The organism is Martinezella paranaensis, from assembly GCF_014200235.1.
Lineage (GTDB): Bacteria > Pseudomonadota > Alphaproteobacteria > Rhizobiales > Rhizobiaceae > Rhizobium > Rhizobium paranaense.
Window position 1 is genome coordinate 365,924 of record NZ_JACHBI010000006.1, and the last position, 14,012, is coordinate 379,935.

18 protein-coding genes are annotated in these 14,012 nt (G+C 57.7%); 11 read left to right on the forward strand and 7 right to left on the reverse strand.

The window, feature by feature from the left end; genetic code table 11:
- Positions 1-75: 75 nt before the first annotated feature.
- Positions 76-336, reverse strand: coding sequence for a transposase (locus tag GGD50_RS17510; RefSeq protein ID WP_183938607.1), 261 nt, complete (start codon positions 334-336; stop codon positions 76-78).
- Between GGD50_RS17510 and GGD50_RS17515 the strand changes: the two genes are divergently transcribed.
- Positions 283-1,266, forward strand: a complete 984-nt coding sequence (locus GGD50_RS17515) for a Fic family protein (protein WP_246451281.1) — start codon at positions 283-285, stop codon at positions 1,264-1,266. The two genes, GGD50_RS17510 and GGD50_RS17515, sit on opposite strands and share 54 nt — an antisense overlap.
- Before the next feature lie 254 nt (positions 1,267-1,520).
- On the opposite strand, the gene GGD50_RS17520 is transcribed toward GGD50_RS17515, so the two are convergent.
- Entirely contained in the window at positions 1,521-1,958 is a 438-nt protein-coding gene (locus GGD50_RS17520) for a hypothetical protein (protein WP_183938609.1), read from the reverse strand.
- Between the two features lie 307 nt (positions 1,959-2,265).
- Here GGD50_RS17520 and GGD50_RS17525 point away from each other — a divergent pair, with 307 nt between their 5' ends.
- Both GGD50_RS17525 and GGD50_RS17530 read left to right on the forward strand, forming a co-directional pair.
- Positions 2,266-2,481 carry a hypothetical protein gene (locus GGD50_RS17525; RefSeq protein ID WP_183938610.1) on the forward strand — a complete coding sequence of 72 codons (216 nt, stop codon included), beginning with the start codon at positions 2,266-2,268 and terminating at the stop codon, positions 2,479-2,481.
- A 14-nt stretch (positions 2,482-2,495) separates the two neighbouring features.
- On the forward strand, positions 2,496-2,783 hold the full coding sequence (locus tag GGD50_RS17530; protein WP_183938611.1) for a hypothetical protein: 288 nt from the start codon (positions 2,496-2,498) through the stop codon (positions 2,781-2,783).
- Positions 2,784-2,866: 83 nt separating this feature from the next.
- On the opposite strand, the gene GGD50_RS17535 is transcribed toward GGD50_RS17530, so the two are convergent.
- Positions 2,867-4,144, reverse strand: coding sequence for a GGDEF domain-containing protein (locus GGD50_RS17535; protein WP_183938654.1), 1,278 nt, complete (start codon positions 4,142-4,144; stop codon positions 2,867-2,869).
- Between the two features lie 288 nt (positions 4,145-4,432).
- On the opposite strand from GGD50_RS17535, the gene GGD50_RS17540 reads away from it, so the two are divergent.
- The 4 genes from GGD50_RS17540 to xth all read left to right on the forward strand — a co-directional run bounded on the left by GGD50_RS17540 (position 4,433) and on the right by xth (position 6,106).
- Complete coding sequence (locus GGD50_RS17540; RefSeq protein ID WP_183938612.1) at positions 4,433-4,702, forward strand: ribbon-helix-helix domain-containing protein; 270 nt, start codon at positions 4,433-4,435, stop codon at positions 4,700-4,702.
- Positions 4,703-4,705: 3 nt separating this feature from the next.
- Positions 4,706-4,945 carry a type II toxin-antitoxin system RelE/ParE family toxin gene (locus GGD50_RS17545; protein ID WP_246451283.1) on the forward strand — a complete coding sequence of 80 codons (240 nt, stop codon included), beginning with the start codon at positions 4,706-4,708 and terminating at the stop codon, positions 4,943-4,945.
- Positions 4,946-5,144: 199 nt separating this feature from the next.
- The gene (locus GGD50_RS17550; protein ID WP_183938613.1) at positions 5,145-5,327 is read left to right on the forward strand and encodes a hypothetical protein; all 183 of its coding nucleotides are present in this window, start codon (positions 5,145-5,147) and stop codon (positions 5,325-5,327) included.
- A gap of 5 nt (positions 5,328-5,332) precedes the next feature.
- Entirely contained in the window at positions 5,333-6,106 is a 774-nt protein-coding gene (gene xth, locus GGD50_RS17555; protein ID WP_183938614.1) for an exodeoxyribonuclease III, read from the forward strand.
- A gap of 88 nt (positions 6,107-6,194) precedes the next feature.
- Here the strand turns inward: xth and GGD50_RS17560 are convergent, their stop codons facing one another.
- From GGD50_RS17560 to GGD50_RS17575, 4 genes are read right to left on the reverse strand one after another with little or no spacing between them, the layout of a single operon-like run.
- A complete protein-coding gene (locus GGD50_RS17560; RefSeq protein ID WP_183938615.1) occupies positions 6,195-6,971 on the reverse strand; it encodes a VWA domain-containing protein in 777 nt (258 codons plus the stop codon).
- Between the two features lie 3 nt (positions 6,972-6,974).
- On the reverse strand, positions 6,975-8,000 hold the full coding sequence (locus GGD50_RS17565) for a hypothetical protein (RefSeq protein WP_183938616.1): 1,026 nt from the start codon (positions 7,998-8,000) through the stop codon (positions 6,975-6,977).
- 14 nt (positions 8,001-8,014) lie between these two features.
- Entirely contained in the window at positions 8,015-8,704 is a 690-nt protein-coding gene (locus GGD50_RS17570) for a TerD family protein (RefSeq protein ID WP_183938617.1), read from the reverse strand.
- A 19-nt stretch (positions 8,705-8,723) separates the two neighbouring features.
- Positions 8,724-9,893, reverse strand: a complete 1,170-nt coding sequence (locus GGD50_RS17575; protein WP_183938618.1) for a toxic anion resistance protein — start codon at positions 9,891-9,893, stop codon at positions 8,724-8,726.
- Positions 9,894-10,226: 333 nt separating this feature from the next.
- Between GGD50_RS17575 and GGD50_RS17580 the strand changes: the two genes are divergently transcribed.
- From GGD50_RS17580 to GGD50_RS17595, 4 genes are read left to right on the forward strand one after another with little or no spacing between them, the layout of a single operon-like run.
- On the forward strand, positions 10,227-10,928 hold the full coding sequence (locus tag GGD50_RS17580; protein WP_183938619.1) for an invasion associated locus B family protein: 702 nt from the start codon (positions 10,227-10,229) through the stop codon (positions 10,926-10,928).
- A 21-nt stretch (positions 10,929-10,949) separates the two neighbouring features.
- A complete protein-coding gene (locus tag GGD50_RS17585) occupies positions 10,950-12,737 on the forward strand; it encodes a ShlB/FhaC/HecB family hemolysin secretion/activation protein (protein WP_183938620.1) in 1,788 nt (595 codons plus the stop codon).
- Between the two features lie 20 nt (positions 12,738-12,757).
- Entirely contained in the window at positions 12,758-13,216 is a 459-nt protein-coding gene (locus tag GGD50_RS17590) for a hypothetical protein (RefSeq protein ID WP_183938621.1), read from the forward strand.
- A 60-nt stretch (positions 13,217-13,276) separates the two neighbouring features.
- A complete protein-coding gene (locus tag GGD50_RS17595; RefSeq protein WP_183938655.1) occupies positions 13,277-13,834 on the forward strand; it encodes a hypothetical protein in 558 nt (185 codons plus the stop codon).
- Positions 13,835-14,012: the final 178 nt, after the last annotated feature.

Consider the following 14,012-nt stretch of genomic DNA (forward strand, 5'->3'; position numbering starts at 1 on the left):
TAGCAGGTCGTCGATCTGACTCTGCTTGTGGCTGTTGACAATGGCGGCGACCAAGCCCGTCGACTTCCGCAAAGGTCACGACGGGCTGGCGGCGCTGGTCGCCGCGAACTCCACCGCATCCTGAGGTGCTGGCAGAACCAGCTTGCCCTGCCGTGCCATCGTTCGCCAAGTCGAGAGGTGGTTTGGCTTTAGGCCGTGGCGTTCTGCAACTTCATTCACCAGCGCTCCCGGCCGAAGGCTCTCCGAAACGATCTGCGCCTTCACCTCGTCTGGCCAATGCCGATGCGGCTCACGTCCAGACTTCCTGGTCGTGAGAAACTCCAGTGTACTCTCCATGGAGAAACTCCCTTTGCTCACCCATGGAAAGCGGATCACAGATCAGCGCGGCGAGGACAACGTGGGAGCGGGACACCGGTTACGCTTCACGCCGCCTTCTTCGAAGCCTATTTCTCCAACTTCAATGAAGGAACAGAGTTTGAGATTGGAGAAGCGGAGGATATCATTTTTGGAGGGCGCATCCACAATGACCGACCTGCGGATGCCCATGATATTCGTGGGACTTTCGACATCGTTTCTAGCCGTGAGGAGATGGCTAAGACGCCAAAAAAATTCGAAGAACTGCTCGGTCTCCTAAAACAGAGGCATGCGCTTATGTTGGGCGGCAGGTCGGAGACCATGCCGGGAGAGTTCAAGTCCAAGTCGAACCGGGCAGGGGTGACGACATTCGTCAGACCCGACGAAGTCATCGGCACCTTGGAAAAAGGCTTCGAAATTTACAGTCGTCTCGATACTCCGTTTGATCGAGCCGTCTTTATGATGTTCATGATAGCCGTGGTTCATCCATTTTCGGACGGCAACGGAAGATCGGCACGAATTATGATGAACGCCGAGCTTGCTGTCGCGAACGAGTCACGCATTATCATCCCAACGATATATCGCTCGAATTGCCTGGAAGGGCTGAGCCTGATGTCCACCCACGGTGACCCGGACACTCTCATTAGGACTTTGGACTTCGGCCAGAGGTACGTCCACAGCTTCCATTGGTCGAACCTTGATCAGACGATGGATGTTCTCAAAAAGACCAACGCCTTCTTGAGGCCGGAGGAAGGGGACCGCAACGGTATCCGTCTGCGTTTGCCCAGGGCAGTCGATTTTGCTCGCGACAACGATGAAAACGATGGTGGCGGCGGAGCTTCTGGTGGTGTCGGACGCCCTCAAAGCGATGTGCGGCCTGATCGCCTGGACCCGGAGAGAAAGGACGGCTGAACGTCAGGCTGACGTCTTCACCGCGATCGCTGTTTTTGCCGCCTTTGTTTCTCCGCGACACTTCATTCTCCAGACACGGGTCATGGGACTCACCGAGCGTCCCAGTGACATCGACGACATCGCTCGCACTCTAAATTGTGTCCTTAGCCATGAAGCGATCGCTGTTCGTGTGAGCGATGTAGGTCGATCTCAATGGAATCAGAAAGTGCCTGTTCAGAGGTACGTGGGGACCGACACCTATCCCCGCCTTTCGTTCATTCCCGATGAGATATCAGCGCATAAATATACGCCGCCATTGCCGCGGCGCCGACAGCCAGAAGGGGCCGTTCCCTCACGCGCTCCCGAAAATCAGCAAGCATGCTTCTCGCCGTCGATGGAGAGTCCGAAAACCCCGCAGCCTCTACATCACGTTGCCCATCGTCACCTCGACCTCGCTCAAAGGCGACACGATCGCTGATCAGCCGAGCGCCCGTGTTGGCCGAGGGACTAGCCTGACGTTTCACCCGTTGGGCCTCCTCCGCATCCGCGCGTCCTGAAGGAATGTCGCTGCGGGTCACGGACACTGGGTCCGATGCCGGGAAGGTATTTTCGAGGCCCACATCGAGCTCACCCTTATTGGCCTTTCGCCGCTGTGCAGCCTGTTCCCGCCTCATGGATACCACTGCGGGAGATGTCTTCGAGTTGTCAGGCATGATTTTCTCTCCTTGGTGTCCGTGAGATGCATTGCTGTATTCCTTGCGATGAGAACAAAACTCGGCTGACGGCTCACGGTTCCCTGGCCTCACAGGTGCGGGGTGTGGCGTGCAGGAACAGAATTTTTCCGGTGCAAGCGTTAGTCTGCGTTTTGCCTTTGACGGAACGCGATTTCGAAACAGCTCGTTCGGTCGCAGTAAGCGTCCTCCTTGCGAAAATCGCGGTCCCTATGTCAAAGTTAATTGGCGCGCCGGATTTTTTGCCTACTGTCTGATGAAGGAGTTTGACCTCTGATAGGAGGACGGGATGTTCCAGGCATCTGGCGGCTGGATGCCGCCGCTTTATCCGGAAGACGTTATGATGATGCAGGCTCTTCTGAGAGATTACTGCGAGGATCGGTGTTGCGAGAAAGCGGGCGCGGAAGCCCAGGAGGCGGCGCGAGAGCTTGTCCATTGGTTTCAGATCGGTGTGACCAAGCAAAGCCAGCTCCGCAAGTTGCTCTATTTACGGGCGTGGCATTAGTCGGGAGAAAATGGATGGCGGACGCGATGGCCAGTGCGGATAGTGATTGCAATCCGCACTTTGAATATTCTCCCTTGTCTCGGCCGTATATTACCGAGGCAACAAGTGTGATCGTCGAAATTTTTCGACCGTTCGGTGAGAGCCGTGGATGGAATCTTCAGGTGATCGATGAAGGGCTCGATATCACGGTGTGGATGGATGTGTTCGACACGGACGTGGAGGCGTTTGAACAATTCCTCCAGACGGTAGAACTCGAAGGCATCGACTCGTTCGCTGCGGCGCCCATCAAACCTTTGAACTGACGTGTTTGGCACCGTCTCTCGGATCGACGCGGCTGCCGTCACCAGCCGTCTGGCCGCGGACTGTTGATGCAAGCAACGAAAGCTTATGCGTTCGGCGAGCTTGCCTTGTAAAGCACCACACGGTTTCGGCCAGACTGCTTGGCAATGTAGAGGGCCTTGTCAGCCCGGTTCTGAAGCTGCTCCGGCGAGGCGGTATTGATGTGCGGTATGTAAACGACCCCGATGCTGACGGTGACGCACGACGACATTCCAGATGCAGGATTCGGAAGGGAGGCAGTTTCTACACCTTCTCGAATTCTTTCGGCGACAGCGATTGCCTCTTCCTCGTTCACACCGGGAAGCACAATCAGAAACTCTTCGCCGCCATAGCGTGACACACGGTCGCGATTTCCTCTCATGCTGCTTTGAATAATGCCGGCAACTTTTACAAGGCAACGGTCTCCCTCGCCATGGCCGAGACTGTCGTTCAGCAGCTTGAAATGATCGATGTCGCACATCAGCATGGCAATCCCCTCTGTAGGTTGGCTATCCCCACTCCAGAGACGATTGAGCATTTCCATCATCCACCTTCGGTTGGCGATGCCGGTCAGGGGATCCGTTCTCGCAAGAAGTTCGAGCCGAGCATTCGCATCCGCCAATTCCGCCACTCGGCTCTTGTCGCGCAGTTCAAGAAGGAAGGTCTTCTGGGCTAAAATCGTCATGGTGCGCCGGGCAACCACCGTTGCGACGATGCCGCTGGCGAAGAACAGCGTTGCGGCCTCCGAGCTTCCCAATTCGACATTCGGGTTGTACATCTGGAAAAACAAATAGAGACCAAGCGCCATGACTGCGATCATCGTCGTCCACACCAGCGGTATGGCAAAAATGATGATCGCGGTAATGGCCACGAACAGCATGATGGTCAAATGCCGTTCGTAGAACTCACCTCCCGCATTCACGCCCACGAGCGCTACGGAGAGGAGGATAAAGAACATACCGACAATCAAGACGATCCTTTGGAGCTCAAAAGCGCGCGGGATTTTCCAGATGAAGGCAGTGGCCAGAGCGGCCGGAGGGAGGATGCAGGCCGGCGCAAGCATCGACAGCACGATCGCCTTTGGAAGCAGGATGGCGTTGAGGCCCAATGTCAGCACATCTATCAGCGCGACCCAGATCATCCAGGAACGAATGATCTTAGCCGTTCGAAACCAGGAGCGTTCTTGAAAGAGGCGATAAAGCTCACCTTTTAGCCTGATATCGCGGGTTCGCCCTCTCAGAAAGAGTTCTACCTCGGCCATGATAACAGGGTTTGGCGCCTGGAGTGGCATCTGTGTGGGCGCGTCCATAGAACTCGCCGAGACTTTGTTCTCCTGTACATCCATTCTCGTCAACATAGGGGAGCATCTGTCGCAGGCAAGAATGATGAGGTGAGACCAAGGGTGTCACTTGGCTTAACATCCCCGACCTTTTGGCCGTATGGGTGTTGCGCCGGATATGACCTGCATTTTGCCCACACCGTTACTCGAAAAATGCGTGAGTTCCCGATCATCTAGGATGAACGGTATTGCTCGGAAAGCCCGAATTGCTCTCACCGCTTGTGACCTTGCAACACGGACAAAGCCATTGCGGAAAGTCTACAGCCACCCCATAATTAGGCCAAGGAGATCATGATGCGCAACCGCCAAGACCTACCTGAGCCTGACGAGCAGTTCATTCAGCGTCAGCTCGAATCCGGTCGTTACCATGACCGCAATGAAGCCATCCATGCCGGCTTGCGCATGCTCGAAGAGTTCGAAGATGGTCTTGAGCGCTGGGTCCACGACGAGATCCCGGGCCGGTACGCAGAGCTGCAGCGCCATCCGTCCAAGGCGGTTTCGTTCGAGGATGCCCGAGCCCGCTTCGAAAACAAGCACCGGGACGCGCTGGCAAAAGCCAAGTAGCGGATGGATTACCGTGTCCGACTACACGAGCTGGCCGAGGCCGAGCTTGACAAGATTTTTGACGATATCACCGCCGAGGCTGGGCCGATTATCGCCGGCAACTATGTCGGTGGCATTTATGAACTTATCGACGGGTTCAGGACGCTTCCAGAGCCCGGGACCGTCCGCGACGGGCCGGTGGCGGGATTGCCGGTTACCGCCGCAGCGCGTCTATCGCGTTCATCGTCGAAGGCGACCAAGTGACGGACCTGGGTGTTTTCCGGCGCGGCCGAAACGTCACGGCGGAAATGCTCAAGAATCGCCTCTAGCCGGATAGCAATGGGTAGTCGCGAAGCTGGGAGTGTGTGACCTGCCGACGCTCTTAACACGGACCTTCCGGCGCCTGCATCTTTTTTCCTGCGCCTGCGTTCTGCAGACGAAGCAAGCTGGAAGGACGCATCTCATGAGCAAGCGTGAACTCATCGATATCGGCGCCGACAATCGCTACGTTCGCCGAAACGAAAAGGCTCAATTCGAGCAGAGTGCCGATATCGGTCCGACGCTTCCACCAGATTGTCTCTATCGGGCCAAGTGCGGAGCCAAGCCTGGCGAAGGCGATCGCGGCGCCCGCAATTCGAGGCGCTGACGTCGTTGAAGCTCGCAAGTTTCAACGTCAACGGCATCAACGGTCGCCTCGACATTCTCCTCCGGTGGTTGGCGCAGGCCTCTCCGGATGTGGTCTGCCTTCAGGAACTGAAGGCGCCCGACGAGAAGTTTCCTTGGCGCGCAATCGAAAAGGCTGGATATGGTGCCATCTGGCATGGCCAGAAAAGCTGGAACGGCGTTGCCGTTTTGGCAAGGGGACACGATCCGATAGAGACGCGACGCGGACTTCCGGGCGATTTGGATGATACGCACAGCCGCTACATCGAGGCAGCGGTCAACGGCATACTTGTCGGCTGTCTTTATCTTCCGAACGGCAATCCGGCGCCCGGGCCAAAGTTCGATTACAAGCTGCGCTGGTTCCAGCGCCTCACCGCTTATGCCGAAGAGCTGCTCGCGTTGGAAATACCTGTCGCGCTCGTCGGCGACTTCAACGTCATGCCGACCGACCTCGATGTCTATGCGCCTGAGCGCTGGCGCGATGATGCACTGTTTCGGCCGGAAGTGCGAGCCGCCTACCGTGATCTCGTCTCTCAAGGATGGACCGATGCATTGCGTCATCTATTCCCGGATCAGCGCGTCTACACATTTTGGAAGTATTTCCGCAACGCCTTTGCCCGCAATGCGGGTTTGCGCATAGACCATCTCCTGCTCAGTCCTCCATTGGCGGACGATCTATTACGGGCAGGTGTCGATAAGTCGATCCGCGCTTTGCCTCATGCAAGCGACCACGCCCCGGTCTGGATCGAACTTAGAGACTGAATCTCTCATCTGACCGGCGGGGAAGCGAAGCTGACGACGCAGGGCACGGGGCGCCACTGCTTCTGTCCGGAAGCGTTCGCGAAGCGCCTTAGTGATGATCGTCATCTCCCTCGTGCTCGTGCTTCAGCCACGAGCAGAGTTCGGCAGGCAGCAGCTTCTCGTAGGCGTCGTCGCTGCCGACAAACGCGCCCAGGTTCCTGGCGCTCACAAAGCCCACGTTCGGAAATTCCTTTGCAGCCGCACGGAGGAAGCTGAACTCGTCGTCTCCGATCCCGACCATGACATAGTAGATCTGCGACTGCGCGTGCTCGGCATCGCTAAGAAGACGCCATGCGGCTTCGTGGTCCGAGTTCTGCCCGTCCGTCAGGAAGTAGTTGATGGCTGGAACGCCCGAGCGCGTTTCCTCGCCAAGCGAGTCGCGCTTCATGCCGAAGATCATTGCGAGAAGGCCGCCGGCGTTATGCTCTTCGAGCAATCCGTAGGTCATCAGGTTGGAGCGAATGACCGGAGCATAGTCCGTGCCTCCCCAGAGGATGCGTTTCAGCAGCGGGTTGCCGGTGATTTCGCGCTCGACATAGTCGGCATAATTGTTAGCCGTTGCCGGAGTAATAGATGCGATTCTATCGGTGTCGGAAAAGACCCATGTGTCGATACGGCCGTCATCGTCGAAGTACAAGGCAACCGGGAGCACCCGCTCGAGCGCGGATTGCACGATGCCGGATGAGAATAACTCCGCCATGGAGCCTGACACGTCGATGTTCAGTCCCACCTGCGCCGGGATGCGTTCGTGGATGCCTTGTTTCTGGAGCACAAAGCCAACCCGGCGGACTTCCTCCTCGGGCTTTTGCAGTTTGAATGTCGTCATGGGTCATCCTTCCATTATGAGTGTGTTTCGTAAGCGGGTGTGGAGCTGCTTGAGGCGAGGGAGGCCGTCGGCCGCGGCATGGGCATCTGATGCGCGCGCCATCAACGCGGCTGAATAGGCGGTTTTCCAAGCCGGCAGTTCTTCATTGACGAGGTCGGAGGCAAAGCGTTCGGTCCCCGCAACGATTGTGTGAATGGATTCGATCATTCGATGCCCGACCGCAACGGACGCCGCCGTCATCGAAAGTGCGGTAATTCGTGCTTCAAGGGCATCGGCCTGGGATGTGTAATGTTTCTCGGTCACACTGTCCTCATAGGTATGCCTAGCTATGTGCCGCATAAGAAAGCGTGCTGCGACAACATGAGCTGCGAGGCCGTTTTCCAAGGATGTGTACTTGTTTCTCAGCGCATTGATCGTGCCGGCCAGCCTTGAAATCTCCGGCAGCCGGGCCTTAAGTCCCTTGGTGATCTCCGTCATTTCTCCATAGCGGCGCGCAAGGAGCCTCTCGGGGTCTTCTCGCATGATGGCACGCAGAATGCCGCCAACGCCGCGTTGTCGCGCAAATACGAGTGCCGGGTCGAGCTGGTCGAGATGCTGCAGAAGATCGCCGCTGAGACGTTTGACCGTCGCGAGCGTATCGTCGTCCGCGAGGGCGAGTTGTTCGTCGGCGAGTCTCCCGTGCCTTTCCTGAAGCGATGCGCCGAACCGTACGACATCGTCGAAATGATGATCGTCGAGGTTCGTCGCATCGATGAGCTGCATCGCGCTGCGAAGCACTGCCTCCGCAGCGTCCGGCTCGATCTCTCGCAATCCTGAAATGGTGCATTCGATGCGCCGACGTATCTCACCACCCGCGACGATGCGAGGGAAAGTACCCTTAGCCGCCGGTTGATGAGGAGAGCCGAAGAGCACGCGCGGTTTTCCACCCGAGTTTTCGAGGCCTGCTTCCTCAGTCGGCGTGCGCTCCCCAAAGAGAATTTTGGGAGACGTTTTGCGATGCCGGTCGCCGTCGTCGTCCCCCGGTCCCACGGCATCCGGCTCCTTCATCCCAAATAGGCGTTGATGACTTCACCCAGGCCGGCATTCGACCCCGCACCGACGGCGTGGAACTTCCACGAGCCGTCTGATTGCTTAAGAAAGGACGCGACCTGTATTGTCGTCTTTCCCGCGAATTCGGCCGTGAGCTGATATCGGCAGAGTTCGTCGTCCATGGCGTCGCAGACCTCGATGTAGGCGTTCTTCACCTTCCCGAAATCCTGGCGTTTGCGTTCGGCGTCATGAATGGTCGCCCAGACCGCCAGTTCGGCGACGTCTGCCGGCAGCTTGGCGAGGACGATCTTGAATTCCTCCCTGAAGCCTTCGCCGTGGTGTCCGCCTTCCTTGTCATCATCGTCGTCGGCCCGCACAGGCCCACCGCGACCGGTGCGGTCGTCGCGCTCGTGCCACATGGAGCCGTCGTCGGTCTGGAACGAGCCGTCGGGATTCTTGAAGAGAGAGCCCTCGGGGTTGCCGGGGCTGCGCACGAAGGCGTAGCAGAGCGCATGCGAACCGTCATTATAGAGCCGGGCACGGTTGGCGTCGCCGCCCGGATGAATAAGCGCGAAGCAGTGAACGTCGAGATCAAATGCCGGGCCGGAGCCTTCTGGCGGATCCCACACAAGTCCGGAATGGACGAGTTCCATCTCCTTGTGAATCTGAAACGACTGACCCTTCGCAAGCTTGAATGTCGCCATGCGTTCTTCACTCCATGTCTTAAATCGGGCGGTCGGTGACAAGCTGCCGGGCCTGCTCCAGCTTTACGCGGGCGGCGGAGTAGCGCTGCTTGTTCTGCTCGCCTTCGGCGAGCACCTTGTCGGCGATCGAGCGCAGGCGCTGCGCTGTTTCAAGCACCAGGTCCGCATCCGCCAGGCGCGTCTCGCCCAAAGCCTTCGCCGCGTTCACGGACACGTCCTCCAACACCTGCAGTCCATACCGCTGGAGCGAAGAGCGAAGCTCCCGGCGCATTTCGTTCATCTGCTGAATCGACTGCATCTGGAACAACACATGTAGTCGAATAAGGATCGATTTGATGTCGTTGAACTCGGCGTTTGCAGACGAAACCGTTTCCGCAAGCGTCGCAAGCGCGGCACCGCGGGCGATGCCGATAGAGTCGAGATCGGCCGGCGCCTTGGCATAGGTCGTTTCAAGCACCAAAACCCGGTTCTGGAAAATATCCAGCTTCTGTGCGAATTCACGCGCCGTCTGGATACGCAGTGGATCCCCGGCGGCGGCCTCTTCCTTAAGTCGCATCAGATCGCCTTCGGCCTCTGCGATTATCAGCCGCCCAGCCTCGACGAACTTGCCGAGGGACACGATCGAATCGCGATAACCATTGGCGAGCTGGCTCATGCGTGACACGTCGGTGACCAGCTTTGAGCTCTCCTGATTGACCCGGGCTTCCATAGGCTTGATGAGGTCGCTCAGAGATTTGGTCTTGCTCTGCAGAATGCCGCGCACCTCGTCGGTGACGCGCTTCAATCTATTGGCCGGATCCCCCAATCCAATGGCGATCAATATTCTATCGAGAAAGCTGCCCTTGAGCTTTTCGCGGATGCTGTTTTCGAGAGTTTTCAGGTCGGCGTCGTTGATCCCGTCGCGTACCGTTCGAAACAATTCGAAAAGGACGGGAGACTGGGCGTTCGTTATCTGGGACAGAATTTCGTCCAGCCGTGAGCCGAAGCCGCTGATGGCCTCCTGGCCGAACGTTACCAGACCGCTTGGTTCCGCTGTTTCGAGACGGAATTTCTCCGCAATCACTTCCGCATCCGCGCGGTTCTCGGGAGAAAGGACAATGGTGACTTTGGCGGGCAACCCGCCCGACGTCACCGTCCTTTGAAACTGATCGTCGACTATTTCCGTCCTCCCCCAGGCTCTGATGGCCATTGCTCGAACGACGCGAACTTAGCCGAGAGCCATATGGAAGACAATGATAACGTGTATTTTTTGCGAGTAAGGAAAAAGTAGCCACGTTCGAATGCTGCTGGTTAACCAATACAAGCGTCTGTGTTGCAAAAATACACACGGCTCACCAAAAGCGAGCACGAATCGACGCTGCGACAATTCTAACTATCCGTGTGTCGAATGAAGTCTGCTATTGGACAGGTCAAGCCGATGATCGGCCGCACTGTCTAGGTGCTCTTTCATGATTTTGATGATTTTTCGGTGAGCAAGTGCCTCTTGCTCAATCGAGTAGTTGTGACCTCTAGGAAGCTTCGCATGACGTTTGTTGTTTTGAATGACGTGTTTTCCGCCAAGAATCTCGCATCCGCAATTCTGGTGTCATCCGCTCTTTATGCGTCGTCTGGCATGGCCCAAGAGCAGCCGGCGACAGGTGCGACCGCGCCGGCCAACGCGGGTGCTCAACAGAATTCCGCTACGGCACCTGCCGGTCAAACACCTGCTGGTCAGCAACAGCCGGCATCGCAAGCCCGCGTACAGAAATTTGACGGCTGGTATTACCGCTGTGTCGATGGCAAGGCCGCCGACGGTTCGGCGACGACAAGTTGTGAAGTGGCCCAGATCGCGACGGTGAAGCAGGGAGAGCAGGACGTCAACATCCTGACCTTGGCGATCGCCAAGGCGCCGGCACCCGCTCCGGCTCCGTCGAAGAAGGAGAGCAAGACGGCGCAGAGCGATCTCGTGCTGACGACGCTTGTGCCGCTCAACATGTATCTGCCGGCAGGGCTCAGCATCGACGTGAACGATAAGCCCGTCGTCCAGCTTACCTATCGCAATTGCAACCAGGCCGGTTGCTGGTCGCAGCAGAAACTGGATGCAAAAATGGTTGCGGCACTTTCAAAGGCGGCGGACGGGGTCGGTCACGTGCAGATGATGAATGGCCAGAAGGTCAACATCAAATTCTCCTTGAAGGGACTGGCCGCGGCACTAGATGCGCTGCAGAAGCCCGCTTCGAACTAACGGCACGACGCGAACGATCCCATGACATCGGCCCGGCAACCGACGGCTGCCCGACACAGCCTTGCCTCCACGGCGTCCCTTTCCATCGTGCGTGTCATTGTGTTGCTCACGACAGCTTTGGCGGCGTCGATGGCGGCTGCGCAGCAATCGCCGAATGACGATTTTGCGCGTCGGCACGCACAGCAGAATGAACAACAGCGTCTCGATGCGCTACGCAAGAGCACGCCGAAGCCGTCAGAGGCGCCAGCCGAGCAGCAGGGAGCGGGAGCGAAAAAAGGCGGCCCCTGTTTCGCGGTTACTGATGTCCAGGTGGAGGGCGTCACGCGATTAAGGGGCGCCGATGTCGGCAGGGTCACCGCCCCCTACCGCAACCGCTGCGTCGGTGTCGGGGAGATCAACACGCTGCTGCGGGACCTGACCCAGCTCTATCTCGACAGGAGCTTCGTGACCTCGCGCCTCTACGTGCCGGCGCAAGACATTGCCAAGACGAAAACATTGCGTCTGGTCGCTGTCGAGGGAACGCTGTCCGACATCTATATCAACGGTAAGCCGGCACCTGTTTCCGGTGTGATGGGTTCCGGCATGCTTGCCACCGCCTTTCCCGGCCTGAAGGACCATATCGTCAATCTGCGCGACATTGAGCAGGGCCTCGACCAGATCAACCGGCTGAATTCCAACAATGCCAAGACGGCAATGCTACCGGGAAAGACGGACGGAACGTCGATTCTCAACATCGAGAACAAGCCCAGCCATCCCTGGCACCTTTGGGTCGGCAACAGCAATCTCGGTCAGGCGCAGACTGGCTATTCCAAGAGCTCGGCCTCCATCGGCTACGACAATCTCTTCGGGGTGAATGACCAGTGGAGCTTCAGCTACGAGCACACGGGTCCGAACTATCCCTGGCACGACGACGGCCAGGGCAGGAGCGATAGCTATACTGGCAATGTCAGCGTCCCCTATGGTTATTGGACGCTCTCGGCAAACGGTGCCTTGTACGGCTATGACAGCTCGGTTCCTGGCAATTTCGGGACGCTGCAGACATCGGGCGACTCTAAGCAGCTCGGCATCGGTGCCGACCGGGTTATCTTCCGCGACAAGGATTCGATCACCACCTTCAACAGCGGCTTGACCTACAAGGAAACCAACAATTTCTTGCTCGGCAGCAAGATCGAGGTCGGCAGCCGCAAGTATACTGTCGGTGATCTCGGCATCTCGCATTCGCGGCGCATGCTGGGGGGCCTCTGGGTCTTCGATCTTTCCTACAACCAGGGCCTGAACCTCTTCGATGCCGTCGATCCGGGCGATGCCGGAGCCGGCAATGCCGATCCGCGGTTTTCGAAGTTCACCGGCACCATCACCATGACCCGGCCGTTCCAGCTCGGCGAACAGCATTTCGAGGTCAATTCAGTTCTGACCGGACAATATTCCCCGGACAATCTGTTTGGAGCCGAACAGATCTCGCTCGGCAGCTATTCCACCGTCCGCGGCACGCGCGAAAGCATGCTGTTTGGCAACAACGGCTTTTTCACGCGCAACGACCTAGTCTGGCGTGCCCAGCCCTTTGCCGACAATGCGGCGCTTTCGAAAATGTTCGGCGAGTTCCGCCCCTACGTCGGGCTCGATTACGGCCGGATCGCCTCTGAGACGCGCCATCAGATCGAGGGTGGCGACATGCTCGGCTGGACGGTCGGTGCGAAGCTCGCGGGCGGCAATCTCAATCTCGACATCGGCTATTCCGACGTGCTGGCCGGCACTGTCGATAAAAAGGATGGGGGGCTTCTATTCGTCAGCTCCTCCGTAAAATGGTAACCAGAATTTAGAGGAAAATCATGGCTTTATTCATTCGGAAAGATAACAAGACGACCTTTTCGCTACCCGCGGCTGCGCTTCTCTGTTGCGCCATCGCGCTTTCGAGCTGCGGCGGCCGCGAAGCGCATCCAATTGCCTCGACCAATGTCGGCGACGGCGGCATGGATTGCGGCGGGATCTCGCGCGAATTCGAAGCCAACGAACGCCAGATCCTCGCGACCGTCAAGGAACGCTCGCAGGCTCAAGGCAAAAACGTCATCCTGGGCGCCACCGGCGTTCTTCTCTTCTGGCCGGCGCTGTTCTTCATGGATCCCAAATCCCCGGAAAAGATTGAGATCGACGCCTTGCGCAATCGCAATCGCGTACTCACCGAGATCGCCCTGGGCAAGCGCTGCCCGGCGCCGAAGTCTCAGTTGAGCGATGTCTACAAGAAGCTCGACGGCGGCGTGAAGACAGCCCCGGCCAAGAGAGACGGCTGAGGTGGTGTAATGATGTCCATGCGTTTGATGTCCGATATCAGCGATTTCAGCGTGCGGTTGATGCGGAGCGTGTCCTGCGTAATCGCCTTCCTCCTCGTGACGATGCTTGCCTCCTGCGTTACCGCTGATCCCCGGCTTGTCGCTGCGCTTCAACAAAGTTCGGTGCGTGAGATACGCATCGAGACGGCGCCTGATGTCAAGATGACGGGCCTGTTCACCGAAGGCAAACCAGATCCGCAACTGCCAACGGTGCTCAGAGTGCTGAAAGCGAGTATGGAAAAAGAACTAATTGGCCTTCCCGGCGGCCCGACGCGGGCCCGGTTGGTCGTTACTCTGCATGTGGTCGACTTGGCTTCCAAGGCCGGACGTATTCTCATTCACAGCGACAGCCAAATTTCCGGGACGGTCAGGCTGGAAGATGTGAATTCGGGACGCCTCATTGCGGAAAAGCCCGTCGTCGCGGCCGGTAACAGTGGTATGCGGGGTGAGGGGCTTGGAATATTCGTCGCCATGGCCGTCAATGCGGCAGAGGCAGCGGGACCGGATGATATTCTGGCGCAACGCCTTTCAAATGCTTTCACTCGCCAAGTTAAGCTGTGGCTGTTGACGAAGAAGTAAGACAAGCCACAGTTTGCCCCGCCGATAGGCGGGGCGTCTACATCGCCGTGCCGCAAGACCTGAAACACCTGCGAAAAAATCATCCATAACGCGTATTCTTCTCCGCTTTGACTATAGGTTTTGGTGTAAAATTCACACTGGCTTTACCAAATTCACGCGAACTCTCCAAAATTTGCTC

Bases quoted from the DNA above. Each gene is read 5' to 3' on its own strand.
- GGD50_RS17585 (WP_183938620.1), top strand. From the start codon at position 10,950: ATGACATCGGCCCGGCAACCGACGGCTGCCCGACACAGCCTTGCCTCC.
- GGD50_RS17595 (WP_183938655.1), top strand. From the start codon at position 13,277: ATGCGGAGCGTGTCCTGCGTAATCGCCTTCCTCCTCGTGACGATGCTT.
- GGD50_RS17535 (WP_183938654.1), bottom strand. From the start codon at position 4,144: ATGGATGTACAGGAGAACAAAGTCTCGGCGAGTTCTATGGACGCGCCC.
- GGD50_RS17515 (WP_246451281.1), top strand. From the start codon at position 283: ATGCGGCTCACGTCCAGACTTCCTGGTCGTGAGAAACTCCAGTGTACT.
- GGD50_RS17560 (WP_183938615.1), bottom strand. From the start codon at position 6,971: ATGACGACATTCAAACTGCAAAAGCCCGAGGAGGAAGTCCGCCGGGTT.
- GGD50_RS17550 (WP_183938613.1), top strand. From the start codon at position 5,145: ATGAGCAAGCGTGAACTCATCGATATCGGCGCCGACAATCGCTACGTT.
- GGD50_RS17530 (WP_183938611.1), top strand. From the start codon at position 2,496: ATGGCGGACGCGATGGCCAGTGCGGATAGTGATTGCAATCCGCACTTT.
- GGD50_RS17520 (WP_183938609.1), bottom strand. From the start codon at position 1,958: ATGCCTGACAACTCGAAGACATCTCCCGCAGTGGTATCCATGAGGCGG.
- GGD50_RS17510 (WP_183938607.1), bottom strand. From the start codon at position 336: ATGGAGAGTACACTGGAGTTTCTCACGACCAGGAAGTCTGGACGTGAG.
- GGD50_RS17575 (WP_183938618.1), bottom strand. From the start codon at position 9,893: ATGGCCATCAGAGCCTGGGGGAGGACGGAAATAGTCGACGATCAGTTT.
- GGD50_RS17540 (WP_183938612.1), top strand. From the start codon at position 4,433: ATGCGCAACCGCCAAGACCTACCTGAGCCTGACGAGCAGTTCATTCAG.
- GGD50_RS17580 (WP_183938619.1), top strand. From the start codon at position 10,227: ATGACGTTTGTTGTTTTGAATGACGTGTTTTCCGCCAAGAATCTCGCA.
- GGD50_RS17570 (WP_183938617.1), bottom strand. From the start codon at position 8,704: ATGGCGACATTCAAGCTTGCGAAGGGTCAGTCGTTTCAGATTCACAAG.
- GGD50_RS17590 (WP_183938621.1), top strand. From the start codon at position 12,758: ATGGCTTTATTCATTCGGAAAGATAACAAGACGACCTTTTCGCTACCC.
- GGD50_RS17545 (WP_246451283.1), top strand. From the start codon at position 4,706: ATGGATTACCGTGTCCGACTACACGAGCTGGCCGAGGCCGAGCTTGAC.
- GGD50_RS17525 (WP_183938610.1), top strand. From the start codon at position 2,266: ATGTTCCAGGCATCTGGCGGCTGGATGCCGCCGCTTTATCCGGAAGAC.